The following is a 24939-nucleotide window of genomic DNA, read 5'->3' as shown; positions in this document are numbered from 1 at the left end:
CCATGTCAAGAAGCCACCCGGTTCAAAACTGCCCGGCTAGACGAACGAGGCTACGGCATTTTGCCGATGCTCGCTGGCCGGGTAGGTGCCTAGGATCTTGATTTCCCAGGTGAAGAAGTCCAGCTCCTCCAGTGCTCGGCGTACCGGGAGGTCATCGGGGTGGCCTTCGATATCCACCATGAATGTCGTAGCGGCAAACCCGGAGCCCACCATGTAGCTTTCCAGGCGGGTGAGGTTCACGCCGTTGGTCGCGAAACCGCCCAGGGCTTTGTATAGGGCGCTGGGTACGTTGCGAGCCTGGAAGACCAAAGTGGTGACCAACGATGCTGGCATGCTGGATCGGGCTGGAATGTCCTGCTTGCGCGCAAGCACGACAAATCGTGTTGTATTGGTCTGGTCATCTTCTACGCCAATGGCCAGTGCTTCCAAGCCATAAAGAGCAGCGGCCAGGGGAGGGGCCAAGGACAGCTTGGTGGGATCGTTCCAATCGCGTACTTCTCGCGCAGAGCCCGCCGTGTCACCGGCAATGACCGGGGTCAGCTGGTGCTCGCGGATGATCTTGCGGCACTGTCCCAAAGCATGAATGTGACTGTGGACTTCACTTGCGCCTTCGATAGTGGAACCGGGAAGTCCCAGCAGGTCGAAGCGGATCCGCAGATAATGCTCGCCAACGATTTGCAGATCCGATTCGGGCAGCAAGACATGGATATCGGCAACGCGTCCGGCCAGCGAATTCTCGATAGGAATCATGGCCAAGTCCGCTTCGCCGTTTTCCACCATGGAGAAAGCATCTTCAAAGCTGGCGCAGGGCACCGCTTCCATATCGGGGAAAAGTTCTGTGCAAGCCATATTCGAGTTGGAACCGGCTTCGCCCTGATAGGAAATCTTGTTGCTCATTAAAACAACATAGCCCAGCGCTACCGGAGGGCAGAAAAGCAAGTACCAAGGTTTCGTACGCGTATCGGGAAAGTGCTTCTGGAGCGCGATGGACGTTAAATCGGCTCCCTGTTGGGCAGCAACATCACTGGGGTATGATGTGGATCACTGATGAAGCAGTGGGGACTTCTTCTATTCTTGGGGGTGCAAGTTGGCGGAACCTACCTTGATTGGTTCGGTGCAAAAGGCGCTTCGCCTGCTTGAAGCTGTGGCATCCAGCGCTATGCCGTTGCCTGCGAAAAAGTTGGCACGCATGACAGAGCTTCCTTTGCCGACCACTTATCATCTGCTGCGAACTTTGGAGTTCGAGGGGTATCTGTCCAAGGTAGACGGCGGGTATGCGATAGGCGCCTCAGCGCTGACCGTCCAGAACGAGACCGTGCAAGAATTCCTTCCTCGGATAAGGCCAGTTTTGCGCTCACTTAGCGCCGAGCTGGGTGCGGCCACCTATTTGACTACCTACCAAGAAGGCGAAATCCATTTGCTCGCCATGGTCGAAGGGCCTGAAGGTCGCAGTGTGGATCTGTGGGTGGGCATCCATGAATCGGGCCATGCCACGGCATTTGGCAAGGCGATCCTGGCCAACTTGAGCGAGGAATTGCGCGATGCCTACATCAACAGCCATGACCTGCATGACCTGACGCCCAACACCATCACCAGCAAGGGCAACCTGGAGCGCAGCCTGGCCGAGAATGTTCCCATCTGGTCGGATAAGGAAGAGTACCTGCTGGGGATCAGCTGCCATGCCGCCCCGATCCGTTCCAATGGCTTGGTTGGTGCTGTTGCTGTTTCACTACCCTCGCAGCGCACGTTGGCTGCGGAAGAAACGGTGAGCCTGAAGCGCGCCGCCCGCAGGTTGGGATTGGCCATGGGGACACCTCTTATCACCATTTGAAATTCCTCCTCTTGTTGAGCATATGACGTGGGTTACATGATTGAGTCCTCGGCCCAAGGAGGGGACATGGACTCGAACACTCAACGTGAGCTTTACCAGCAGATGGTAATGATCAGGACATACGAAGAGACGATCTTGCGTGAGTATCACGCCGATAAAAAGCCGGTATTCGATATTGGCGCTGGCCTCATTCCCGGCGAAATGCACCTGGCCGCAGGACAGGAACCAGTAGCCGCCGGAGTCTGCGCGCATGCAACCGAAGGCGACTCCGTCACCGCGACGCACCGTCCGCATCACTTCGCACTGGCCCACGGTGTGGAGATCAATGCGATGACCGCCGAGATCTTCGGCAGGGTTGACGGGCTGGGCCGCGGTCGAGGCGGACACATGCACCTGTTTGATCCGAAAGCCAAATTCTCCTGTTCCGGAATCATCGGCGAAGGCTTGCCAGTAGCCGTCGGCCAGGCCCTGGCCATGAAGCGCCGAGGCGCCAATAATGTAGCCATCGCGGTAGCCGGCGAAGGCGCCGCCAACCAGGGTGCCTTCCACGAATCGCTGAACCTTGCGGCCCTATGGAAGCTGCCAGTGATCTTCGTGGTGGAAGACAATGATTGGGGAATCTCGGTTCCGCGCTCGCAGTCCACCTCGGTGCCATCCAACGCGGTGCGAGCAGCCGCCTACGGCATTCCCGGAGTCCGGGTTGAAGACAACGCTGTTGAATCCGTCTACGAAGAAGCCGGCAAGGCATTTGAACGGGCGCGTAATGGCGGGGGACCGAGCTTGCTGGAAGTGAGCACGCTGCGCCTGTGGGGCCACTTCGAAGGCGATGCCCAGGGATACCGCTCCGATCTGGAAGGAGTTCCGGGCCGCGACCCGATTCCGACCTACGAGCAGACCTTGCGCGATGCACGGGTCATTGACGATTCCTTCGTTGAGCAAACCCGCAGTGAAGCGGTCAAGCGGGTGGAAGCAGCAGTGGAATTCGCCAAATCCAGCCCTGAACCTGATCCATCCACCGCCGGCGACTACGTTTTCGCATAGCGAATAAGGAGCATGAAATGACTACGGATGCGACAGGCACTCGCCGCCTGAATACTGCCAAGGCCACCGTTGAGGCGATCGCCCGGGAAATGGAACGCGATGAAAACGTGTTCGTCATGGGTGAGGATGTGGGACCCTACGGCGGCATCTTCTCCTCGACTACCGGCTTGCTGGAGCGTTTCGGGCCAGAGCGGATCATCGATACGCCCATCTCCGAAACAGGCTTCATCGGCGCTGCGATCGGTGCTGCCACCGAGGGCATGCGCCCGATTGTGGAATTGATGTTCGTGGACTTCTTCGGAGTCTGCATGGATCAGATCTACAACCACATGGCCAAGATCCACTATGAATCCGGCGGCAACGTCAAGGTTCCGCTGGTGCTGACCACCGCAGTGGGCGGCGGCTACTCCGACGGCGCGCAGCACTCACAATGCCTGTGGGGCACTTTCGCCCACCTGCCGGGAATGAAGGTCGTGGTGCCCAGCAACCCAGCGGATGCAGCTGGACTGATGACCGCGGCGATCCGCGACGACAACCCAGTGGTGTTCATGTACCACAAGGGCATCCAAGGCTTGGCGTGGATGAAGAAGAACCGACGTTCGATTGGCCCGGTTCCTGGAGGGGACCACGTCGTGGAGATCGGCAAGGCCGCGGTACCGCGTAGCGGCAAGGATGTCACCATCGTGACGCTTTCGCTTTCGGTGCACCACTCACTGGACGTGGCCGAGGAGTTGGCCGGTGAGGGCGTGGATGTCGAGGTCATCGACCTGCGCAGCATAGTTCCCATGGATACCCAGGCGATTATCGACTCGGTAACCAAGACCGGACACCTGGTCATCGTAGACGAGGACTACCAATCCTTTGGCCTTTCCGGTGAGATCGCTGCCCGGATCGCGGAGCATGATCCAACCATCTTGAAGGCGCCGATTGGCCGCGTGGCCAATCCAGATCTTCCAATCCCATACGCTCGGACGCTGGAATACACGGTATTGCCGACGCCGGCACGAATTAAGGAAGCAGTATTGAAGCAGGTGGGACGATGAGCCAGGTACTATTCCCCGTACTTTCCGAGAAAGACCCCGATGCTGAAGGCACCGTTGCCACCTGGTTTGTGGATAGCGGAGCCACCGTGGCCGAAGGTGAACTGATTGCAGAAGTTGCCGTGGACAAGATTGACATGGAAATCAACGCACCGGCCGCCGGCGTCTTGACTCACCTAGTCGAGGAGGGTGCCGTCGTTATCCAGAACTCGGCGATTGCCAACATCGCCTGAAAAGACCTGCAGGCTTTTCACCCGTTCCCCAAAAACGGAGAAACGTCAGCTAAGCAGGAATGCAGCCCCGAAGCTTCCCCCAAGGCTTCGGGGCTGCATCGCGCTGGTCGCTAAGCGGTGTCAGGATGCGCGGTAATGCTCCGCCAGCTTCTGCAAGCCTTCATCGATGCCCACTTCAGGTTTCCAATCGAGAACCTCGTGGGTTTCGCGCTGGTCGAACCAATGCGCGGTGGACAGCTGCTCGGCTAGGAAGCGGGTCATCGGAGGTTCATCGTGCACCAGGTTGCGCGAACCGGCGGCAAGCCACAGCTTCTCGATGACCGAGCCGGCGCCGCGGGCCAGCCAGCCTGGAACGTTCAGCTTGGGAGCCGGGGCGCCGCCTGCTTGGCAGATGCCGTCGATCAGCTCGCCCACTGGTCGCGGTTCGCCGTTGGTAACTACCAGGGCCCGCCCATGGGCGTGATCCATGCGTTCCAGTCCGCGGACAATTGCTGCAGCGGCATTGTCGATATAGGTGGTGTCGATCAGTGCCGCACCCTGATCCAGCAACGGCAGCCGTCCGGCTTTGGCTCGCTGGATGACACGTTCCACCAGCTGGGTGTCGCCCGGACCCCACACCACGTGCGGACGGATCGCGGTCACGCGAAACGCTGGCGAATCCGCGCCCAGCGCCTGCAACTCAGCGGCGGCCTTGGATCGCGCATAGGATCCATGTGCCTTATCCGGATCAGCTTGGCCCGCACCGGCGCCGGCCAGCGAATCGCCAAAGTGGGCCACGGAAGGCGAAGAGACGAAGACGAAATCCTTGACCCCTGCATCCTTGGACGCTTCGAGCAGGTTGCTGGTACCCGTGATATTTGTGGCGACGAAGTCTTCCCACGCACCGGTGAAGGAGACCTTGGCCGCCAGATGGATGACCGCGTCCATGGATTCAACTGCGGCGGCTACAGCTTGCTGATCGGTCAGCGAGCCGCGGACTTCATCGGTGTCTGAGGCGGAAGCTCCACGCTGGAAGGTGCGCACATGGTGGCCCTTGTCGCGCAACAGCTGGGCCACAGCGCCGCCGAGCATGCCGCTGGCGCCGGTGACCAGAACACGACGGGCAGTGCCAGTATTTTCCGATGAATTCATGGCTTGCGGATCCTTCCACCAGCGAGGGTCGCGGTAGCCCAGTCGGCGAGCGCGGCCCGGTCAATCTTGGAATTATGGCGGATATCCGTTGGCAGGTTGGGCACCACCAGGACGGCGGCCACCTCGGTGCCGGTGGCACCGACCGCGGCGCGTACCTGGCGGGCCAGATCATTGGCGGCCGGGCCCGGCTTGCGGGCAGGGGGCACGGTTTCCATGACCACCACTGCAGCCTGGGTACCGGCAGGACCGACCCCGACCAATGCGGCACGGCCAGCGCCGGCAACCGATTCAACCGCATGCTCGGCAGCTACCGGGGTAATGGCTCCCTTGGAGGTGCGCAGCACGTGGCCAAGGCGGCCCTCGACCCACAGGCGTCCGGCCTCATCCAGATGCCCGACGTCGCCGGTGCGGTGCCAGCCGGGGATGGAGGTACTGAGCTGCTCGGTAATCCACAAGCGGTCATAGCGGTCCTTGACGTGGGGAGCGCGAACCAGGATTTCACCGGTGGCATTCGGGGTGTATTCCGGCTGATCGCCGGCCACGCCCAAGGCGTCAATCGGTGCGATGGCAACAGTGGCCCCGGCCACGGCGGTGCCCACGCACACTCCATTGCCCGCTCCGGCAGCGCGGATCCCGGGCAAGTCGATATCGGTGACCGGCAGTGCTTCGGTCATTCCGTAGGGGGTATGGACCCGGGCGTTGGGAACCAGATCCTGGACCTTGGCCAGCAAGTGCTCGGGAATCGGGGCGCCGGCCGAGAGCATCAGCGAGACCCCTTCCAAGGTCTCTCGCTGGGCTGGGTTCAGCGCATCCTGGGTTTCCAGCACGTTAGCCAGCGCGGCAGGGGAGGCGAAGACCGTGGTTGCGTCCACCGCGAGAGCGGCATCGGCCAGTGCAGCAGCAGTTAGCGTGCGCGGAGCGGTCACATCCATATCGGGGGTGACCGAGGTGGCGCCCAGGGCGGGGCCCAGCAGCGCGAACGGGGCAAAGCCCGCCACCAGCGCGGAACCGGCCTTGAGGTTGTAGGTTTCGCGCAGGGTATCGCGCATTGCAGCCAGTTCGCGGTGCGTGTACACCACGCCCTTGGCCGGGCCAGTGGAGCCGGAAGTGAACAGTACCGCAGCGTCTGCATCCGGGTTGGCCGGTTCAAAGGCCAGTTCCTGCGCAGATGCCTTGCCGCCAGCTGCGTAGAGTTCGGGCAAGGTATGGGCGACACCCAGCAGCTTGCGCTTGGCAGTTGGCAGGTCTTCGGCAGCAATCTTGATTCCGGGCCAGCCAAAGAGCCGGGCTCCGGTCAGGGCGCGGTCGATGCCAACCAGGTAGCTTGGTCCAGCGCCCTTGATGGCTCGTCCCATGCCCTTGGTGCCAAGACCCGCATCGGCCACCACGATCACTGCGCCCAAGCGCAGGCAGGCGTAGATCAGCGTGGTCAGTTCGATGCCCGGCGGAACCAGCAGGTTCACTCGGTCCCCGGCCTTCACGCCGATCTGCTGCAGGCCTGCTGCCAGTGCGTTCACGCGTTCGCCAAGCTCGGCCCATGACAGCGAGCGTGCGGGGTTGATGTCCACGACCGCAGTTGTTTGGTCTTCGGTGCGCGAGTCCAGCTCGGCAAGCATTGGGCGGTATTCACCCAAGGCTTCGGCGCGCGAGATGTTCTTGGAATTCTGCTCGCCGGCGAGCCACTGGAAGATCGGGGTGGCGATGTCGTTGTCTTCGCCTACCAGGTGGCTGGAGCCTTCGAAGCGGTGCACCTGGGCGTGTGGCAGCCGGGACATCAAATCGCGCAGGTAGCGGTCGGAGAAGACCGGGTCCTTCGGTCCCCAGAGCATCAGTGCCGGGACCTTCAAGGAGCGCACTGCTTCGGAGATCTCATCCAATGCCGGACGGCTCGGGTGCTCTGGGGAGAACGGGATGTCGGCAACGAAGTTGGCGACGCCCTCACGCTTGTCAGCGCTCGTGTAGGGAGCCATGAAAGCCTTGCGCACTGCCGGAGCCAGCGCAGGCTGCGCCAATGCATGGGTCACCTGCAAGAAGGCGGGAGAAGTCTTTGTGCCCCAGCCATGCACGGCAGGGTGCGAGGCGAGTTTCAGGGCGGCTGGAAGCTCAAAGCCTGCCGGATGGATTGCGGTGTTGGTCAGAACCACGTTTTCCAACTGGTCCGGGTGGGCGACAGCCCAGCCCAAGGAGATGATCCCGCCCCAGTCGTGGCCCACGGTGGTGATCTTGCCGGTCAGGTCCAGGGCTTGGGTCAGGTCGTTGAGATCATTGACCCGGTCAGCCAAGCGGCGGAACTTGCCGGTCCTCTCCGAGAAGCCCATATCCAGCTGGTCCACGGCCACTACGCGCCACGGCAGCTGGTGCTCGGAGACATGGTTCAGCAGGCTGCGCCAGAGGTAGGACCAGGTGGGGTTGCCATGTACGCACACCAAGGTGCCTACCGGCTTTATTCCGCGTTGTTCAAGTTCTTCGTTGTTATCCAGGAAGTGCCACCGGTGCTCGGTGCCCGGGCTGTCCACCTGGGAAGTGGACGGCACGTCCAGAAACTTTGAATAAATTGCATTTACACCGGGGAAAAGTTCGGTCACCAGGCAATCTCCATCATCGCGGTGTTCAGGCCCGAGCCGACGCCCATGCACAGCACCCGATCGCCCTTCTTCAGCGAATCGGCTTCCTGGGACAGGGTCATCGGCAAGGATGCAGGGCCAACGTTGCCCCATTTGGAGAACGTGATCGGCACGCGGTCCTTGACCAGGCCCACGGCCTTGATAATGGCGTTGGTGTAGGACTTGGAGACCTGGTGGGTCACATAGCGATCCATGGACTTCCAGTTCCATCCGGATTGATGGGCTTCATCCCAGGCATCCACGACCAGTTCGAGGCCGTTATCCAGCAAGCCCTTCGTGTCCGTGTACATGCCCGAGGGTCCGCCGACACACAGCTCGTGGTGCTCGGTGCCGGCACGCGATACGCCGCCGACGATGCGGTGCGCTTCCGGGTGCGCATCCGCTGGGCCAATGACCGCAGCGGCGGCGCCGGAACCCAAGGTCAGCGTGGCGAATTCACGCATGTAGTCATCGCGCGTGGATGTTTCAGCGTTCAGCCGCTGGAAAGTGGTTTCCTGCGTTGGCTTGGCGTCTTCGCCGGCAACAATCAGGGCGTACTTGATCTGGCCCGAATCGATCATGTTCGCGGCCAGGCTCATGCCGTTGACGAAACCGAGGCAGGCATTGGCTACGTCGAAATTCATGGCGGAGGATGGCAAGCCCAAGCCGTTGTGCACCTTGGAAGCCACCGATGGCTCCAAGTTGCGGCGGGTGACCGAAGTGTTGATCAGCAGGCCGATTTCGCTGGCATCGACACCGGCCTGGGCCAGCGCCTTCTTGCCGGCAAGAATTGCAGCGTCGTCGAATTCAACGCCATCGGACCACCAGCGGCGTTCCTTGACCCCGGAAACTCGTTCCAGAAGCTTCTTGGACAGGCGAAGACGTTTCAGGCTAGGAGCAAGTCGCTCGTCGAATTCTGCAGAGCTCACCACCTCGGGCGCGAGGACGCTGTTCACTGATAAAAGCGCAACGTTGTGGTGCTTAAAGGTGGCATTGCCGTTCAAAATGGTGCCTTCGTTTCTGCTGGACTATCTATGTGCTGCGTGCTGCATTGAAACGTCGTGGCCGATGGGTGTGCGCCATCGGTTGCGTATGTGTTCTCCCTAGGTTATTCCCTGCATGACGCCAAGACCTATTTGAGCGCGTGTTTTCAGCCGAAAGCTGGAATCAGTGCCTATGCAGACTATATCGATCCTACAGACTAGTCCTATGAGAATCATGGCAAGTGGGGGCGATCGTTCTGTGGGCCTGCTTCCATATGCGCAGCCACAGGAAGCGCGCAGAAGCGCTCATCTACGCGAAGTCTGAAACTCCGGACAAGAAAAGCGATCCCCGTCACATTGCTGGGCCGGAGTCGCGTTGTATGGATATCGCATCAAATCACGCTGATGCCCTCGCCCTCATCGACAAGGCGGTATCCAATGACAACTTCAAGCGTTGAAGCGCAAAGCACTCTTCCGGTCGTTCTGCGATTCGTGATCTATAGCCTTATCGGTATCTTGTTCTTCTTCCTCCCCATCACCATCAACGGCAAGAGCACCATCCCGTTGGATCACTTGGTGACGTGGATTCAAACTGCCGCGGCACCGGTCGTTCCGTACATTATCTTGCTGATGCTCATCTGCGGGACAGTTATTCCCTTCGTCACCGGAGGATGGAAGGCATCCAAGGTACGTGGCATATTCGCATTCTTGAACATCTTCGGGCTGGCTGTCGGCTGCTCGCTGCTCTTCAACTTTGCCCCGGCGTGGCTCAGCGATCCGGATATGGGTCCTTTTCTGCTGGACAAATTGGTCATTCCCGTTGGCTTGATCGTTCCAGTAGGTGCCATCTTCTTGGCCTTGCTAGTTGGCTACGGGCTGATGGAGTTCCTTGGTGTCTTCTGCCAACCGGTCATGCGTCCAATTTGGCGCACCCCGGGACGTTCGGCCGTGGATGCCGTGGCGTCCTTCGTGGGAAGCTACTCGCTGGGTCTGCTGATCACCGACCGCATGTACCGCGGCGGCCGCTATACGGGTCGCGAAGCTGCCATCATCGCTACCGGTTTTTCCACGGTGTCAGCCAGCTTCATGGTTATTGTTGCCAAGGCACTGGACCTGATGGACCACTGGAGCCTGTACTTCTGGCTGTCGCTGGTAGTCACCTTTGCGGTGACCGCCATTTCGGTGCGTATTCCGCCTCTGAGCCGGATTCCAGACACGACGTACCTGGGCAAGGAACATGACAAGGAAAAACTGGTCACGGGCAATCGTGCACGCGTTGCCTGGAGCGAAGCCATGGGAGCCTCGCGGCGAGCGCCATCGCTGGTCAAGAATGTCGGCGCCAACGTATGGGATGGGCTGAAAATGGCCATGGCAATTTTGCCGTCCATTCTCTCTGTCGGATTGCTCGGACTGGTGGTTGCCCGCTTCACTCCAGTTTTCGACTGGCTAGGCTACCTGTTTGTCCCATTTGCCTGGATCGTCGGGCTGGATGACCCGTTGCTGGCTGGCAAGGCTTCGGCTACCGGCATTGCTGAAATGTTCCTTCCCGCAACCCTCATTGCGGGACACGAATCCATCGAGCTGCGCATGGTGATCGCCATCGTTTGCGTCTCTGCAATTATCTTCTTTTCAGCATTGGTGCCATGCGTCCTGGCGACGCAGATTCCGCTGAACATCCCGCAGATGGTAGCTATCTGGTTCGTGCGCGTTGTCCTGACCATCCTCATCGCGACACCAATCGTGCGCATGCTGCTATAGGCCGGCTGCGCTGGCGCACGGCAGCTTGCGAAGCCAATGGGTTGAACCGAGTGATGCTTTCCGATTCGACGCGACCACGCCATATCGCGGCACTGTTGCAGCTTTGCGATTCCTGAATGCCGTTGCAAGGCGGAGACGATCCGTCGTTGAATGGTCGAACCGATACGACGGAAAGCAGGTTCCAATGAATCACTTACACGAATCAGGTGCTCCGATGCAGGGTGATCCGAGTATTCCCGACCAGCCAGAACCGCCAGCGCAACCGCCGACACCAGATGCTCCGCCAAGCCCGGCGCAGCCGGACGTACCACCAAGCCCTTCGCATCCGGATGGACCGATCCCGCCCCCGGGCCCGCAGGATCCCACGGAGCCGGCGCCGGGGCACCCAACTGACCCCACGACTCCGCCACCGCCTGCATTCGCCTAGGCACAACGACCGAGGCTGGCGACAACCAATGCCCTGCAGGAACCTGGTTCCTGCAGGGCATTGGCCATAACTGCAAGAAGTTGGGTCAAACGCCTATCGAGATCAAGGAGATCTGCCTCCGCTCGGCGATGCCCGTGAGCGCGCTTGCAGCAAGCCCGGACAGCGACGAAGCCAACCGGGTGAGCTATTTACCGAAGTCGGGATCGCAGGTAGAAGCGGAACAGTTATCGTGACCGCATCAATGTCCTCGTTCGCTATTCCGGTCGACGACGCAAGGACGCAAATCAACCGTGGGAACGCTACCGGGGCCGCTCAGGTAGCTTTACTGTCGCCGCGGATCAGTACAGTGGATCCAAGCAGTAGTACTCTGCATTGGCGACCACCCTGTGAAAGGCGCAAATGGCACATTCAGTACAGGTGAAAGATCGAATTCGTGGAGTCCTGACCGGGATGGCTGCCGGAGATGCCCTGGGCGCGGGCTACGAATTCAACGCACCGTTGCCCGAATCCGCCAAAATCTCCATGATTGGTGGCGGGTTGGGCGATTTTGCGCCCGGGGAGTGGACCGACGACACCTCAATGGCCATAGTCGTTGCCAAGGGCCTGCTGGATTCCAACGGCAAGCTTGATGGTGACGCGAGCAACTACATGGTTCGGGAATGGGCCAAATGGGCCACGAACGCACCGGACGTCGGCAACCAGACGCGGGCTGTCCTTGCCCACGCCCAGCATGTTGCGTCTGCTGACGGAAGAGCCGAGCCGACCGCTGATGATGCGCTAGCTGGTTCTGAACAGATTCACCGGAGAACTGGCCGCTCCGGCGGGAACGGCAGTCTCATGCGCACACCGCCCGTGGCGCTGGCTTATCTGTCTGAACCGCCTGCTGCCGCATTCGAAGCTGCGGCAGCTATCAGCAAGCTGACCCATTTTGATGATGAAGCCGCTGAGGCCTGCGGGCTTTGGACAGTAGCCATTCACCACTCTGTGCTCACCGGCGAACTAGATATTCGCAGAGGTCTTGCGATGCTTGAACCAGAACGCGCACAAGCATGGGAGGAGCGCATCCACCAGGCCGAAAACCATCGACCTCGGGACTTCACAAATAACGGTTGGGTCGTTGAAGCGTTCCAAGGTGCTTGGAGCGCGATCGCCACCGCCGAACCGGAAGACGGGAACGCTCGCTTGGTTCCGGTGCTGGAAGCGGCTGTTCGCGGAGGCGTGGATACCGACACTGTGGCAGCCATCGCCGGATCGCTCATTGGCGCAGCTTCAGGGTTCTCGAGTGTTCCGGCGCAGTGGGTGGATATGGTCCACGGTTGGCCCGGAATGAGGATGCAACAGCTTGTCGATATTTCGAGTGAGCTCGCGGGCTAAGTTCTCCTGCGGGATCTTGCTTCTAGTCCCGGGCTGGTCGTCGAGCTTCCAGCTTCTGTGGCAGCACGATGCTGACTTCGTGGCGCACCCCACGCGCACCGAGGCCAGTCAGATCAATCGCTAGAAACCAGGGTCCGGAATGGGGCACCTTGATTCGGTATGGAGCACGGCGTGCCAGTCCACCGTATGCTTCGAATTCTTCTCCGTCCTGGAATGCCGCGAAATTTTCCGGATCCATCAACCGCAGATGAGCCGGTCCACTGAGAGTCACTACCAAGATGCTTCCCCGCTCAATGAAATCCCAATAATGTTCAGCAAAATTAGGCTCCGCCAATGCCAGCCTCCTCGATCCCAGGTGATCCGCCGAGCAGCGGACCCAGACCCATTAACTCAAATTCAGGCCAGTGTCGCCAACGCACCCAAGGCAAGAGCACTGTACCGGTTTGGGCATTTGCAACGGCAAAGCTGCAGGAGTCTGGAGAACGAGGCCTTCTGGTCTTTGGGGTGCGTCGCGTTGCCACCTCAACCGATGCCAGATCCGCGATCGCAAGCGGGCTAGTGGCAATTACCATTCGAGCTGCCGGCAGGTGGCATGAGCCGATCGCTGCATTGGACGAGCCGGAAGCCATCGGCTATTGGGTCCCGGATACCGGGGCAAGGAAGCAATATGACGACTCGAACGATTCGATCTCAACCAGATTGACGTGCTAGGCGGCAATTAATCCGCTGCTCGCGATAGCGTACCTAAGTGGGATGAAGTAACGCACAACTTGGGTCATGGCGGCCCAGAGCAATGAGGCAAAGTTCATGGATTTACTGACGGGCATTGGCCTGGAACAACTGCGAATGTGGATTTGGATTCTGGTGATTGGTTTTGCCGTGGCGGCGGGGCTATGGCGGCGGCACCAGCTAGTGGCGGTCGCCCTGGCCTCGGTGCTCTTATTCGCCGCTGCCAGCGCCGGTGCCGGGATCTATATCCTGAAGCGGCCAGGTGATCCGCGATGGACCATGGGCGAGCCTCCGGTGAATGCTCCTGATCTTTCCGGAATACCAGTTGTGGGCAAGCAACTGGCTCCCGTGGAATCTGCATTGGAATCGATTGCCGGGGGAGTGAATTCCTTCTGGGAATTCAATCAGGCCCTGCCGGTGGCCCTCGACTTCTTTGAACGCAGCGGCTGGGCCCTGCTCGCGGCCATTCCGCTGATCATCGCCATGATGATCAAGACTTTCAGGGCTGCCAGCCTCCGCAGGCAGGAACTGAAGAACCTCAGTGGTGCCGTGGCGCAACTCCAATCCGAGCTTGCCGCGATCAAGGGGAATTTGTCTGAGCAGGGCACTGCGGCCGAGGCTCCAGAACAGGGCAGCCAACGGGAGAACGCAGGCACTCGTAGATCGCGCCGGGGCGAATGAACGTTAATTAGCCAGACGCGAAACGGCGCCGGATCTGTCCTGCACTGCTGGACAAGACCGGCACCGTTCTCTGCGACCCGAGTGAGCTGGGGTAACTAGGCCAACGTCGCGGTATCGATTACGAAGCGGTAGCGGACATCGGATGCCAGCACGCGCTCGTAAGCCTCATTGATCTGCGTGGCACCGATGACCTCGATCTCTGCGCCAATGCCATGCTGGGCACAGAAATCCAGCATCTCCTGGGTTTCCTCGATGCCGCCGATCTGCGAACCTGCGAAGGAACGGCGTCCCCCGATCAGTGCGAAGGCATTGACAGGCAACGGTTCTGCCGGAGCACCAACGTTGACCATGGTGCCGTTCACGCGCAGCAGTCCGAGGTAGGCGCTGACGTCGATGGAAGCACTGACGGTGTTGATGATCAGGTCGAAGTTCTTCTGCAGATCCTTGAAGGTGTTCTCATCGCTGGTGGCCCGGTAGTCGGTTGCGCCCAGCTTCAGTCCATCATCCTTCTTCTTCAGCGACTGCGACAGAACGGTGACCTCAGCGCCCATGGCGCTGGCGATCTTGACCGCCATGTGGCCCAGGCCGCCGAGTCCCACGACGGCAATCTTCTTGCCCGGCCCTGCACCCCAGTGCCTCAGCGGGGAGAAGGTGGTGATGCCGGCGCAAAGCAGGGGCGCGGCAACATCCAGATCGATGCCTTCAGGAATGTTCAGGGCGAAGTTCTCGGTAACCACGACATGCGTGGCGTAGCCACCTTGGGTCATGCTGCCATCACGATCACGAGCACCGTAGGTACCAACACTCTGCTCGCAGAATTGCTGGTCTCCGGCAAGGCAGTTCTCGCATTCCATGCAGGAATTGACCATGCAGCCCACGCCAACGCGGTCGCCCACCTTGTGCTTGGTTACCTCTGGCCCGGCTTCGGCAACGATGCCGGCAATTTCGTGGCCCGGGACCAGCGGATAGTTCTGGTTTCCCCATTCTCCGCGCACCGTGTGGATGTCGGAGTGGCAGATGCCGGAGAACTTGATATCAATCAAGACATCGTGCGGACCTACTGCACGACGTTCAATCTGCGTCGGAATGAGTCCATCAGTCGCAGAGTGCGCTGCGTATGCATTGACCATAGTTGCCATCAGGTTTTTCCTTTGTCTTGCGGGTTACGACTGGAAATGTTCTGGACTGCGGCGATTGCCGCGGTCCGTCAGGGCAAAGCCCATGGAGAACAACAATCGACAGGCTATGAATAATCCCGGCTGGAGAAAATTTCCTTCCGCAGGTTTCCCTGCCTAAATGAGGATCAACGCGCACCGTGCTGGTTGCGCCCGGGGATCGCCAGGGCAGCAGCGCCGCATGATCTTCGCTGGTTGCCCAGGCTGCAAGGCCGCTCTCAAACGATGAATGGCAGCGACGCAAGTGGCTGGCACGCGCCTATCGCCCAAGAACTGCGTCTTTTGCCAATTCCCGGTAGGCTAGTACTTGGGTCTGCATATTCTATGCGGGCCCCGACAGAAAATAACTCCCAGGGCTGACTGACCGTTGGTCCCGACCGCCAGTTTCGCGGTCCTCGGTAGTGGCTTTCGCTAGGACGGATTTGCGTCCCAGCGCGGGTCTCGATCGAAGACCAGATCTGGGTAGGGCCACACGGTTCGCTCATCCACCACGTGGGAGCGATCGAAAGGAGCACCCCCTTAATGGAGGGTCCAGAAATCCAATTCGCCGAAGCACAGATCGACAACGGTCGCTACGGCACCCGCACCATTCGCTTCGAGACCGGCCGCATTGCCAAGCAGGCTGCAGGTTCGGCAATGGTCTACATCGATGACGAGACCGCACTGCTCTCGGCAACCACCGCTGGCAAGCACCCACGCGAAGGCTTCGACTTCTTCCCACTGACCGTGGACGTTGAAGAGCGCATGTACGCAGCCGGACGCATCCCAGGCAGCTTCTTCCGCCGCGAAGGCCGCCCATCGACCGAAGCCATCCTGGCTTGCCGACTGATGGACCGCCCACTGCGCCCAGCCTTCGTCAAGGGCCTGCGCAACGAGGTTCAGGTTGTTGTCACCGTTCTGTCCATCGAGCCAGATGAGCTGTACGACGTCGTAGCGATCAACGCTTCGTCGATGTCCACCCAGCTGTCGGGCCTGCCATTCTCCGGCCCAATCGGCGGCGTTCGCGTTGCACTGGTTGACGACGGAAACGGCGCGCAGTGGGTTGCTTTCCCTAAGCACTCCGAGCTGAAGAATGCTGTCTTCAACATGGTTGTTGCCGGCCGCATCGCTGGCGACGACGTTGCCATCATGATGGTGGAAGCTGAAGCTACCGACAACGCTTGGGAACTGATCAAGGAACGCGGCGCCCAGGCTCCAACCGAAGAGGTTGTGGCTGAAGGCCTTGAGGCTGCCAAGCCATTCATCAAGGTTCTGTGCGAGGCCCAGGCTGACCTGGCTGCACGCGCTGCCAAGGAAACCGTTGAGTTCCCAGTCTTCCGCGATTACGAAGAAGATGCCTACACCGCCGTTGAAGCTGCTGCTTCGACCCGCCTGGCAGAGATCTACACCATCGCTGACAAGCAGGAGCGCGACAGCGCTGCAGGCGAATTCAAGGACGAGATCGTCGCTCAGCTCACCGCCGAAGGCTCTGCCTTCGCCGAGCGTGCCGGCGAGATCTCCAAGGCCTTCGGTGCTGTCACCAAGCACATCGTGCGCCAGCGCATCCTGACCGAGCAGGTCCGCATCGACGGCCGCGGCCTGGCTGACATCCGTCAGCTCTCCGCCGAGGTCGAGGTCCTGCCTCGCGTTCACGGTTCGGCAATCTTCGAGCGTGGCGAAACCCAGATCATGGGCGTAACCACCTTGAACATGCTGAAGATGGAGCAGCAGATCGACTCGCTGTCCCCAGTGAAGTCCAAGCGCTACATGCACAACTACAACTTCCCTCCATACTCGACCGGTGAAACCGGCCGTGTTGGTTCGCCTAAGCGCCGCGAAATCGGCCACGGCGCACTGGCTGAGCGCGCACTGGTTCCAGTGCTGCCAAGCCGCGAGGAATTCCCATACGCAATCCGCCAGGTCTCCGAGGCATTGGGCTCCAATGGCTCGACCTCCATGGGTTCGGTTTGCGCTTCGACCCTGTCGCTGCTGAACGCTGGCGTGCCGTTGAAGGCAGCCGTTGCAGGTATCGCCATGGGTCTGGTTTCGGACACCGTTGACGGCGAAACCCGTTACGCTGCCCTGACCGATATCCTCGGTGCCGAAGATGCCATGGGTGACATGGACTTCAAGGTTGCCGGTACCTCCGAGTTCGTTACCGCGATCCAGTTGGACACCAAGCTGGATGGTATTCCAGCTTCGGTTCTGGCCGCTGCGCTGACCCAGGCTCGTGAAGCTCGCCTGCACATCCTGAACGTGCTGAACCAGGCTATCGACACCCCAGATGAGCTGAACGTCAACGCTCCACGCATCATCTCGGTGAAGATTCCAGTGGATAAGATCGGCGAGGTCATCGGCCCTAAGGGCAAGATGATCAACCAGATCCAGGAAGACACCGGCGCTGACATCTCGATCGAAGATGACGGCACCGTGCTGATCGGCGCAACCAACGGCGAGTCCGCTGAAGCTGCCCGTTCGGCCATCAACGCTATTGCCAACCCTCAGGTTCCTGAGGTCGGCGAGCGTTACCTGGGCACCGTCGTGAAGCTGACCACCTTCGGTGCGTTCGTTTCGCTGACCCCGGGCAAGGATGGTCTGCTGCACATCTCCGAGCTGCGCAAGATCAACGGTGGCAAGCGCGTTGAAGACGTTGAAGACGTCGTCGGCGTTGGCCAGAAGCTGCAGGTGGAGATCACCAAGATTGATGACCGTGGCAAGCTGTCGCTGGCACCAGTCGTAGAAGATGAAGAAGAAGCCGAAGAAGCAGTTGTTGCTGAGTAGTCTTTAGATTCTTGCAGAAAGCCCCGGTTCACCTCAGTGAACCGGGGCTTTCGCTTAATCTCCTGCAGGCAGCTAGCCCTGCCCAGCGTCTTTGCTGATCCCGTTCGAGGACAATGCCTGACGATGCATGAGCCGGACCTCGCGCAGATCTTCTTCTAGTTCCAAGCAGAGTTCAGCCCGGCGTAGAGAATCAACGGCTAGAGCTTTCAACGCCTCGTCCCAGGAAGAATCGGCAATTGCGATCAATGCCCCTAACTCCTTTTGGATCCGCATCATGACTTCAACGTTCGCTGCACCGTCACGAGAAGTAGCGCGGAATGCATCCTCCAGTAGATCACGCGGGTCCAATTGGCGAACATGGACCAGGGGAGCCGAAGGTGTTTCAGTGGCCATCGCGGTGAGCGCGATGTCCAAAACTTTATGAGTGGCGGCCAGCACTTCGATCACTGTTCCAGGATCATTAATGCCCGGCGAGAGAGCCTTGCTGGAAATTTCTGACAATGACGTCAGTCCCAGACGAGGGTCCTGCTCAAAGGTCCGGTGCGCAGCAATGGTGAACGCGCGCTGCACCGCCTGGTGGCTTTCTTGCGACACGGGCTTGCTCAGGTACGCCACAGGGTGCTGGGCGAAGATCCTGGAACCGGTACGGCGCTCAACCCAGATCTGGCAGCCTTCTGATTCCGCGATACGCTGCAGTTCGGCCACGTGCACTTTGACGATGAATCCAGAGCCAGTACCTTCCACGGGGATCGCACTGGCCGGAGGCTGCACCCAGTGCTGTCCACCGAGCAGTGGCTGGCTCGCGTATTCCTGCATGGCTTTGGAAGACGCCTTGCCGACGCGGTCGATAATGTCCGACATCCGGCCAAAAATCGTGAGGAACGATATCCAACGCAGAAGCGTCACCAAGACCATGGCGATGACCAAGATGGTGCCTAAGAGCAAAAACGCCCGCTCGGAATCTGAATAGACTCCAATGGACAACGCGATGATTCCCACGATGGAGAATGCGAAGGCGCCGACGTATGTCGATAGGGCATTTTGCGAAGTCCGGTCCGCAATCAGCAGCTGAATGGAACGTGGAGTGCCAATCTGCGTCGCAGTAGAGTAGGCCGAGACCATGGTGGTAAGCGAGAACGTGGTAACCGCAAGCATCGAGGACGCCAGAATCTGCAAGAGCGTCCCGGCTGCATCATTTCCGAATGCATTGGAGAGCCCCTCGGGAATGAGACCGCTGAGCAGCGGTGCGGACATGGCTAGGACAATGCCCGCAATGGTGAAAACAGTGGCACGGAACCATATGCCGCGAAGCGACTCCCGCACGTAAGTCATCAAATGAACCATGCATCCCCCTCATACTCCACTGTCGCAGTCGGAGTCTTTTCTAATTCCCAGACTGATCAACGTCGCTTACCAGCTAGGAAAAAAGTACCTGAGCTGAGTTTACGTCAAGCGTCCAGGTCCCTGAGACCTTCGGGCAGGCAAGGGTCCCCTGTATTTCTCCGGACAAAAGCCGTCCAGCTAAGTGTTTCAATTGGACGGTCATTGATCCGCGCCTGCCTCGTGGATAATCGCTCGGAACTACTACATCGAAATGATCAGCATGGTCGCTCCAAAGACCAACCCTGAAGCAATGAGCACGATTGTGGTGTAGCCGAGGATATCGCGCATTTTGAGTCCAGCGATCGCCAAAAGGGGCAAAGCCCAGAACGGCTGGATCATATTGGTCCACTGGTCCCCGTACGCGATGGCCATGATGGGAATGGACGGATCTACTCCAAGCTGAGAACCAGCCGAGAGCATGATCGGTGCCTGTACGGCGAACTGCCCACCACCGGAGGGAACGAAGAAATTTACGACACCGGCAGAGAGGAAGGCCAGCAAGCCAAAAGTCTGCGGAGTGGAAATGGAAATCATGACTTCAGAAATAACCTCGATGAGTCCGGTTCCGGTCATGATGCCCAAAATGCCTGCGTAGAGCGGGAACTGCAGCAATATCTCACCGACGTTAGATGCCGCATTCTTCGTTAGCGCCATCAGTTCGAATGGATTGCGGACCGAGAGCAGAATCAAGCATAAGAAGGACCAATTGACCACGTCCAAGGTCAGCGTGCCGTCCTTGGTGAAATGAATGATCAAGTAGGCCAGCAGCTTCAGGCCCAGTAGCAACGTTGGAATGCGGCTCGCGTCGACACGGTCCGCAGGCGTGCTGACCTCATCGTCTAATTCGATGAGCTTTTCACGAGCATCAGTAGCCAGTTCGAAAATCTTGTCATCTCCGCGAGGTGCCACCAGGTATAGCGCCAAGCCCACCACAACGATAGTTGCGACGATTGCGATGAGATTCCAGGTGGAGAATGTGGTTTCCGAGATCGGTAGAGGAGCACCTAGCTGCTTGGAGATAAAGGAATCAGGGGTCGCAGCGGTAAGCGGCCCTGATCCCGAATAACCCATATGCCAAATGACAAAGCCTGCGAAGCCGGAAGCAACCAGCATCGGAAAATGCACGCGGTATCCACGTTCCCGGGCCTGGGCAGCGATTTCGCGGGCGAGCAGACCTCCTACGACCAAACCCAAACCCCACGTGATCAACGATGCGACCGCAGAAACTGAGAAGACAAAGGGATAGCTGGACAATGCAGACTTAGGCAGGCTGCTCAACGCGCGCAGGAGCTTGCGGACCGGGCGAGTGTTGGCGAGCATGAACCCGAGCATCAGAACCAAGGCCATTTGGGTCATGAAGCTGAGCAAACCTGCCAAGCCATCGCCCCAGCTTTGAACGATGAGAACTGGACCGGAGCCCGTGGCAAAGAATGCCATGAGTGCGACGATGAACGTCAGCACGATGGCGAAAACCAGTGCCGACGGAATGAACTTTTCTACCAAATTATTGACCGGGCGCATTGCCCGTGAAGCTGTGGTGCCGCTTCGTTTTGAGGGAGCTGTGCTCATTAGTACGGTACCTCGTGTCTAGGTGAAGGCCGGAGCGCTGATGGTTCGTTGTGAACTTCTATGTTGCGTGCTTCACAATACCTAGTGAGGTGCGTCATATTGGGGATACTGTGCCTCAAGCGCGATGGACGCCAGAACAGGGCATCATCAAGACAAGAGGCCTAAAAAACTGGGCACCCGGTTGGATTCAACCGGGTGCCCAGCAAAGCTTGCGCATGGCCTTAACGCCATATGCTGATGCTTAGCTCAGGTGCTTGTCGTAGAACTCGCGCAGCTGAACGCTCTTCTGCTTGGCAATCTCATCCCACTCGTCGATCGACGCCGAATCATCGGCGTAGTCGGAAGGGATCTTGAAGATCTGCAATGGCACGTTGAAGCGCTGGCAGATGCTCCCGTAGGCATAGCCTTCCATATCGACCAGCGAGGCGCCCAGCGACTTGATGTGGATGCGCTGCTCGTCATCGGAAACGAAAACATCACCGGTAGCCATGGTGACCTTGTTATCTGGAAGTAATACTTCACCAGTTGGGTCGACATCGGCCGAAGGCAACGGGAAGTCATGCTGAATGAGCTTGGTGATCTGGTAAATGGTATCCAGGCTGGGGCGGTCTTCATCGGCATGGCCAACCACGCCAGCAGTACCAAGAACAACTACGTTCTTGATATCCCCGCTGGCGAGAGCGCCAGCCAACGCTACCGAGGCATTGACCTTCCCGACACCAGAGATCAGGTGCTCGACATCTGCGAATGCTACGGCTTCGTCTGCGTGTGCAAAGACGAGCAAGGACTTCTGGTCCGACATGAAATTCCCCTCTGAAGAAATCAGTCCGGGCGTTGCACTGTCCCGAACATCCTCAGAAGTCTATCGGTTACGACTCGCCTGCAGCCCTCGATTCGCTCTACGGTGAGCAGATAGACTCTATGCATGAGTGATATTGAACTTGCTGAAGTTGAAAGTTTTGCCCTTGACCACACCAAGGTCAAGGCACCGTACGTGCGCAGGATCGCTGTGGAGCATGGGCCTAAGGGCGATGCCATCACCAACTATGACATCCGTTTTGTGCAGCCAAACCACGGTGAGATCCCGACTGCCGGCCTGCACACGATCGAGCACACCATGGCTGGATTGCTGCGTACCCGCATGGAAGGCCTCATCGATTTCTCGCCATTCGGCTGCCGCACCGGCTTCCACATGATCCTGTGGGGCGAGCCAACCCCGGAGGTCGTCGCCGCTGCCATCAAGAGCTCGCTGGAAGACATCGCTGAGAAGGTTACTTGGGAAGATGTTCCTGGAACCGAAGCGGTCAGCTGCGGCAACTACCGCGACCACTCCCTGCACTCGGCTCGTGAATGGGCCAAGGTTATCTTGGAGCAGGGCATCAGCCTTGATGCATTTGATCGTTCCAAGCTTGCCTAGGCGCTAGCTGAAAGTCGAGAGTCCCGTGCGTTCCGTTTGGAGCGTGCGGGATTTCCTTGTCTCGTTGGCTTAACGGACAGAGGAACCGAAAGCGGCCGAGTCAGCGATTCAACGGATTACATCGGTAGCATGAATAGCATGCGCAAAGTTCATTCCTTAGCAGCAGTACTAGCCGCCATAGCAATATCCATCAGTGGTTGTGCAAATTTCGATGCAGTAAGAACATCGACCATCAGCGAGGAATGCCAGAGTGCAATTCAAAAGCAGAACGAAGCCTGGTCTGATCCTGAAACACCGGAAAAGCAGATCAAGGAAGCTGAACAGGCCTCTCTGGGTGCATGCAAAAACCTCGATGAGTGGAGCAGTGCTGTCTCCTCCAACCCCGGATCAATGGGATATCAAGAACTAGATACAGAAGCAGCAGCGAATACCGTTTACCTTTCCTGTGCCTCTAATGATCCAGCGCGCCAGACCCCTGTATGCGCCGATGCCGCGCAACGTGGATACCTTGACGCATCATAGTTAGCCCGCGGGTTCGACAAGCACGGCCGGGACAACGCTTCGAACTCGTAGCGGAGCAGAATGTGATGGCTCCGTCACCGCTGAGCTATTGCTTTATCTCCGCGCCACTATGGGAGAATGAAAGACAGTGCACTGAGCCTGAAAGGCTCTTCTCAATGATTTAAGGACGTATCTACGTGGCCATGATTCCATTGCCGTTGCATTCGGTGGAGACCACCCAGTTTTCCCCGATTGACCCCGCGGACCCAACCCTGGTCCACCGCGGCGAAGGCGGCTCTGAAGTCCGGCGCAGCATCTTGCCAGGCGGCGTACGAGTACTGACCGAGGCAATGCCCGGGCAGCGGTCAACCACCGTGGGCTTCTGGGTGCCCGTGGGCTCCCGCGACGAGGAAGATGGCCACTACGGCTCCACGCATTTCCTCGAGCACCTGCTGTTCAAAGGCACTGCCAAGCGCACCGCGCTGGAAATCGCGCAGTCCTTTGACGCCGTTGGCGGCGAATCCAACGCAGCTACGGCCAAGGAATCGACCTGCTATTACGCTCGCGTGCTAGACACCGACCTGCCAATGGCACTGGATGTCATTGCCGACATGGTTACTTCTGCCGTGATCGACCCGGAGGAACTGGAGCAAGAACGTGGGGTGATCATTGAAGAACTGGCTATGGACGCCGATGACGCGATGGATGTCGCCCACGAACGCTTCGTAGCCAACGTGCTGGGCGACCATCCGTTGGGACGCCCCATCGGGGGCACTCCTGAAGAAATCATGGAAATCTCCCGTGAGGCAGTCATGGAGCACTACCGTGCCCACTACCGTCCAAGCGAACTGATCATTACCGCTGCCGGTTCTCTGGAACACGACAAACTCTGCGAACTTGTACTCAAGGCACTGACTGAAGCCGGTTGGGAACTGGACCCAATGGCCGTTCCAGAACCGCGCCGGATGGGCGAACCAGCGAAGATTAATTCGAAGGCTGGTCTGGAAGTTATCAACCGCCCCGGCGAACAAGCCAATATCATCATTGGCTGCGCAGGCATCACCGGTCATGATGACCGACGTCAGGTACTCGCAGTGCTCAACGCTGTGCTTGGTGGCGGCATGAGCTCGCGCTTGTTCCAAGAAATTCGCGAGAAGCGCGGTCTGGTCTACTCGACCTATTCCTTCTCAGCGGCCTACACCGACGCCGGCTACTTCGGCATGTACGCAGGTTGCGCCCCGGCTAAGGCCGCCAAGGTTATTGGGCTGTTGGGCGCCGAACTTGATCGACTGGCCAAAGACGGGATCACTGAAAGCGAATTGGCACAGGCCAAGGGCCAGCTCTCTGGTGGAACGGTTTTGGCTTTGGAAGATCCAGGAAGCCGCATGTCGCGTTTGGGCCGCGCAGAAATGATCACCGGCGAATTCCAAGACATCGACGAAGCCCTGGCTCGCGTCAATGCGGTTTCCGCCCAGGATGTGCAAGAGCTCGCTCGCGAATTGGCCGCTAAGGACCGCGTCATTACCGTGGTGGGACCATTTGAAAATGAAGCTGCACTAGGCCTCTAGAACACGCTTTTTTGCCCCTGGCATCTGACTGTCTCAGTTGGATACCAGGGGCAACTTCGTTGGTAGCGGCTTAGGGCACTGCGTCGATGAGGTCCGCAAGCTCGGGTGCATGGGAGAAGTTGAAGCCATGTGCTCCCTGGCGCATGACGGTGAGGTTGGATTGCGGTGCTTTAGCAACAAGGCGAAGACCGAATTCTGGGGGAGATAAAGGATCTCGGGTTCCGCACACAACATCTATCGAACAGCGCACTGTCCTCAGCATTTCGATAGTGGAGTACTCCAGCATCTGTGCGCAGCTCTTAGCCCACCAGGGGATCCCGCAACGCAGGTAATCGACCAGAAGAATTGCTTTCACAGAGTTTAATTCGTGCTGGAAATCTTCAATGATCCGTCGTGCTTGCCTGACGAGCGTAGCTTCCCGGTCATTGACTGCCGGAGCTGCAATTATCAGATGCTTGACCAAGTCTGGCCACGCGCGTGCCAGCTCGATAGCAACCTGCGCTCCCATGGAATGCCCCAGAACAATAGCGTTCTCAACTTCCAACTCACGCATTGCCAGCGCTATTTCATGGGCAAATCGCTCCACCGTTACGGGACGGCCGTCGTCGAGATTCTTGCCGTGTCCTGGAAGCTCGGGGACGATGACACGATACTTTTTTGCCACGATGTTGGCTAGGGGAGTGAAATACCGGCTAGATGCTCCCAGACCGTGAATGAGCACCACGTCAGGACCCC

21 protein-coding genes are annotated in these 24939 nt (G+C 58.9%); 11 read left to right on the top strand and 10 right to left on the bottom strand.

Going from position 1 to position 24939, the window contains the following annotated elements; translation table 11 throughout:
* Positions 1–36: 36 nt before the first annotated feature.
* Positions 37–897 carry a prephenate dehydratase gene (locus AB4Y71_RS05895; protein ID WP_441718679.1) on the bottom strand — a complete coding sequence of 287 codons (861 nt, stop codon included), beginning with the start codon at positions 895–897 and terminating at the stop codon, positions 37–39.
* A 217-nt stretch (positions 898–1114) separates the two neighbouring features.
* On the opposite strand from AB4Y71_RS05895, the gene AB4Y71_RS05890 reads away from it, so the two are divergent.
* The 4 genes from AB4Y71_RS05890 (at position 1115) to AB4Y71_RS05875 (ending at position 4145) form a co-directional block, all read left to right on the top strand.
* A complete protein-coding gene (locus AB4Y71_RS05890) occupies positions 1115–1831 on the top strand; it encodes an IclR family transcriptional regulator (RefSeq protein WP_417366035.1) in 717 nt (238 codons plus the stop codon).
* Positions 1832–1897: 66 nt separating this feature from the next.
* Positions 1898–2872 (top strand): thiamine pyrophosphate-dependent dehydrogenase E1 component subunit alpha, encoded by a 975-nt coding sequence (locus AB4Y71_RS05885; protein ID WP_441718677.1) that lies wholly within the window; start codon positions 1898–1900, stop codon positions 2870–2872.
* A 17-nt stretch (positions 2873–2889) separates the two neighbouring features.
* Positions 2890–3915 carry an alpha-ketoacid dehydrogenase subunit beta gene (locus tag AB4Y71_RS05880; RefSeq protein WP_417365979.1) on the top strand — a complete coding sequence of 342 codons (1026 nt, stop codon included), beginning with the start codon at positions 2890–2892 and terminating at the stop codon, positions 3913–3915.
* Entirely contained in the window at positions 3912–4145 is a 234-nt protein-coding gene (locus AB4Y71_RS05875; protein WP_413455865.1) for a biotin/lipoyl-containing protein, read from the top strand. Before AB4Y71_RS05880 ends, AB4Y71_RS05875 begins: the two co-directional genes overlap by 4 nt.
* A gap of 120 nt (positions 4146–4265) precedes the next feature.
* Here the strand turns inward: AB4Y71_RS05875 and AB4Y71_RS05870 are convergent, their stop codons facing one another.
* From AB4Y71_RS05870 to AB4Y71_RS05860, 3 genes are read right to left on the bottom strand one after another with little or no spacing between them, the layout of a single operon-like run.
* Complete coding sequence (locus AB4Y71_RS05870; protein WP_441718674.1) at positions 4266–5276, bottom strand: NAD-dependent epimerase/dehydratase family protein; 1011 nt, start codon at positions 5274–5276, stop codon at positions 4266–4268.
* Positions 5273–7861 carry an alpha/beta fold hydrolase gene (locus AB4Y71_RS05865; RefSeq protein WP_441718671.1) on the bottom strand — a complete coding sequence of 863 codons (2589 nt, stop codon included), beginning with the start codon at positions 7859–7861 and terminating at the stop codon, positions 5273–5275. Before AB4Y71_RS05865 ends, AB4Y71_RS05870 begins: the two co-directional genes overlap by 4 nt.
* Positions 7858–8883, bottom strand: coding sequence for a 3-oxoacyl-ACP synthase III (locus AB4Y71_RS05860; protein WP_013348415.1), 1026 nt, complete (start codon positions 8881–8883; stop codon positions 7858–7860). The genes AB4Y71_RS05865 and AB4Y71_RS05860 overlap by 4 nt, the downstream gene beginning before the upstream one ends.
* Before the next feature lie 417 nt (positions 8884–9300).
* Between AB4Y71_RS05860 and AB4Y71_RS05855 the strand changes: the two genes are divergently transcribed.
* Positions 9301–10620: a YjiH family protein gene (locus AB4Y71_RS05855; protein ID WP_417365987.1), complete on the top strand. Its 1320-nt coding sequence runs from the start codon at positions 9301–9303 to the stop codon at positions 10618–10620.
* A gap of 826 nt (positions 10621–11446) precedes the next feature.
* The gene (locus AB4Y71_RS05850) at positions 11447–12421 is read left to right on the top strand and encodes an ADP-ribosylglycohydrolase family protein (RefSeq protein ID WP_441718669.1); all 975 of its coding nucleotides are present in this window, start codon (positions 11447–11449) and stop codon (positions 12419–12421) included.
* 22 nt (positions 12422–12443) lie between these two features.
* Here AB4Y71_RS05850 and AB4Y71_RS05845 read toward each other — a convergent pair whose 3' ends face one another.
* Positions 12444–12755, bottom strand: a complete 312-nt coding sequence (locus AB4Y71_RS05845; protein WP_166650648.1) for a DUF1883 domain-containing protein — start codon at positions 12753–12755, stop codon at positions 12444–12446.
* A 473-nt stretch (positions 12756–13228) separates the two neighbouring features.
* On the opposite strand from AB4Y71_RS05845, the gene AB4Y71_RS05840 reads away from it, so the two are divergent.
* Positions 13229–13831, top strand: coding sequence for a hypothetical protein (locus AB4Y71_RS05840; protein WP_441718667.1), 603 nt, complete (start codon positions 13229–13231; stop codon positions 13829–13831).
* A gap of 95 nt (positions 13832–13926) precedes the next feature.
* Here the strand turns inward: AB4Y71_RS05840 and AB4Y71_RS05835 are convergent, their stop codons facing one another.
* Positions 13927–14970, bottom strand: coding sequence for an NAD(P)-dependent alcohol dehydrogenase (locus AB4Y71_RS05835; RefSeq protein ID WP_441718664.1), 1044 nt, complete (start codon positions 14968–14970; stop codon positions 13927–13929).
* Between the two features lie 558 nt (positions 14971–15528).
* On the opposite strand from AB4Y71_RS05835, the gene AB4Y71_RS05830 reads away from it, so the two are divergent.
* On the top strand, positions 15529–17766 hold the full coding sequence (locus AB4Y71_RS05830) for a polyribonucleotide nucleotidyltransferase (RefSeq protein WP_441718661.1): 2238 nt from the start codon (positions 15529–15531) through the stop codon (positions 17764–17766).
* A gap of 72 nt (positions 17767–17838) precedes the next feature.
* On the opposite strand, the gene AB4Y71_RS05825 is transcribed toward AB4Y71_RS05830, so the two are convergent.
* The 3 genes from AB4Y71_RS05825 to AB4Y71_RS05815 all read right to left on the bottom strand — a co-directional run bounded on the left by AB4Y71_RS05825 (position 17839) and on the right by AB4Y71_RS05815 (position 21520).
* Entirely contained in the window at positions 17839–19098 is a 1260-nt protein-coding gene (locus AB4Y71_RS05825) for a DUF2254 domain-containing protein (RefSeq protein WP_441718659.1), read from the bottom strand.
* Positions 19099–19350: 252 nt separating this feature from the next.
* Positions 19351–20718 carry a short-chain fatty acid transporter gene (locus tag AB4Y71_RS05820; RefSeq protein WP_441718656.1) on the bottom strand — a complete coding sequence of 456 codons (1368 nt, stop codon included), beginning with the start codon at positions 20716–20718 and terminating at the stop codon, positions 19351–19353.
* A gap of 241 nt (positions 20719–20959) precedes the next feature.
* On the bottom strand, positions 20960–21520 hold the full coding sequence (locus AB4Y71_RS05815) for a phosphorylase family protein (RefSeq protein WP_441718653.1): 561 nt from the start codon (positions 21518–21520) through the stop codon (positions 20960–20962).
* A gap of 123 nt (positions 21521–21643) precedes the next feature.
* On the opposite strand from AB4Y71_RS05815, the gene AB4Y71_RS05810 reads away from it, so the two are divergent.
* From AB4Y71_RS05810 to AB4Y71_RS05800, 3 genes are all read left to right on the top strand, one after another.
* Complete coding sequence (locus AB4Y71_RS05810; protein WP_441718652.1) at positions 21644–22135, top strand: S-ribosylhomocysteine lyase; 492 nt, start codon at positions 21644–21646, stop codon at positions 22133–22135.
* Positions 22136–22264: 129 nt separating this feature from the next.
* Positions 22265–22657 (top strand): hypothetical protein, encoded by a 393-nt coding sequence (locus AB4Y71_RS05805; protein WP_441718649.1) that lies wholly within the window; start codon positions 22265–22267, stop codon positions 22655–22657.
* 176 nt (positions 22658–22833) lie between these two features.
* Positions 22834–24204, top strand: coding sequence for a M16 family metallopeptidase (locus tag AB4Y71_RS05800; RefSeq protein ID WP_441718646.1), 1371 nt, complete (start codon positions 22834–22836; stop codon positions 24202–24204).
* Between the two features lie 70 nt (positions 24205–24274).
* On the opposite strand, the gene AB4Y71_RS05795 is transcribed toward AB4Y71_RS05800, so the two are convergent.
* Complete coding sequence (locus AB4Y71_RS05795; RefSeq protein ID WP_441719206.1) at positions 24275–24925, bottom strand: alpha/beta fold hydrolase; 651 nt, start codon at positions 24923–24925, stop codon at positions 24275–24277.
* Positions 24926–24939: the final 14 nt, after the last annotated feature.

Origin of the sequence: Glutamicibacter sp. MCAF14, assembly GCF_052114325.1 — a bacterium.
Lineage (GTDB): Bacteria > Actinomycetota > Actinomycetes > Actinomycetales > Micrococcaceae > Glutamicibacter > Glutamicibacter arilaitensis.
This window is presented reverse-complemented; position numbering and strand designations above follow the sequence as displayed.

What these genes read in the sequence shown, in the direction of transcription:
- AB4Y71_RS05810 (WP_441718652.1), top strand. Translation starts at nt 21,644, where the DNA reads ATGAGTGATATTGAACTTGCTGAAGTTGAAAGTTTTGCCCTTGACCAC.
- AB4Y71_RS05825 (WP_441718659.1), bottom strand. Translation starts at nt 19,098, where the DNA reads ATGACTTACGTGCGGGAGTCGCTTCGCGGCATATGGTTCCGTGCCACT.
- AB4Y71_RS05850 (WP_441718669.1), top strand. Translation starts at nt 11,447, where the DNA reads ATGGCACATTCAGTACAGGTGAAAGATCGAATTCGTGGAGTCCTGACC.
- AB4Y71_RS05880 (WP_417365979.1), top strand. Translation starts at nt 2,890, where the DNA reads ATGACTACGGATGCGACAGGCACTCGCCGCCTGAATACTGCCAAGGCC.
- AB4Y71_RS05870 (WP_441718674.1), bottom strand. Translation starts at nt 5,276, where the DNA reads ATGAATTCATCGGAAAATACTGGCACTGCCCGTCGTGTTCTGGTCACC.
- AB4Y71_RS05820 (WP_441718656.1), bottom strand. Translation starts at nt 20,718, where the DNA reads ATGAGCACAGCTCCCTCAAAACGAAGCGGCACCACAGCTTCACGGGCA.
- AB4Y71_RS05830 (WP_441718661.1), top strand. Translation starts at nt 15,529, where the DNA reads ATGGAGGGTCCAGAAATCCAATTCGCCGAAGCACAGATCGACAACGGT.
- AB4Y71_RS05840 (WP_441718667.1), top strand. Translation starts at nt 13,229, where the DNA reads ATGGATTTACTGACGGGCATTGGCCTGGAACAACTGCGAATGTGGATT.
- AB4Y71_RS05895 (WP_441718679.1), bottom strand. Translation starts at nt 897, where the DNA reads ATGAGCAACAAGATTTCCTATCAGGGCGAAGCCGGTTCCAACTCGAAT.
- AB4Y71_RS05875 (WP_413455865.1), top strand. Translation starts at nt 3,912, where the DNA reads ATGAGCCAGGTACTATTCCCCGTACTTTCCGAGAAAGACCCCGATGCT.
- AB4Y71_RS05885 (WP_441718677.1), top strand. Translation starts at nt 1,898, where the DNA reads ATGGACTCGAACACTCAACGTGAGCTTTACCAGCAGATGGTAATGATC.
- AB4Y71_RS05805 (WP_441718649.1), top strand. Translation starts at nt 22,265, where the DNA reads ATGAATAGCATGCGCAAAGTTCATTCCTTAGCAGCAGTACTAGCCGCC.
- AB4Y71_RS05855 (WP_417365987.1), top strand. Translation starts at nt 9,301, where the DNA reads ATGACAACTTCAAGCGTTGAAGCGCAAAGCACTCTTCCGGTCGTTCTG.
- AB4Y71_RS05815 (WP_441718653.1), bottom strand. Translation starts at nt 21,520, where the DNA reads ATGTCGGACCAGAAGTCCTTGCTCGTCTTTGCACACGCAGACGAAGCC.
- AB4Y71_RS05835 (WP_441718664.1), bottom strand. Translation starts at nt 14,970, where the DNA reads ATGGCAACTATGGTCAATGCATACGCAGCGCACTCTGCGACTGATGGA.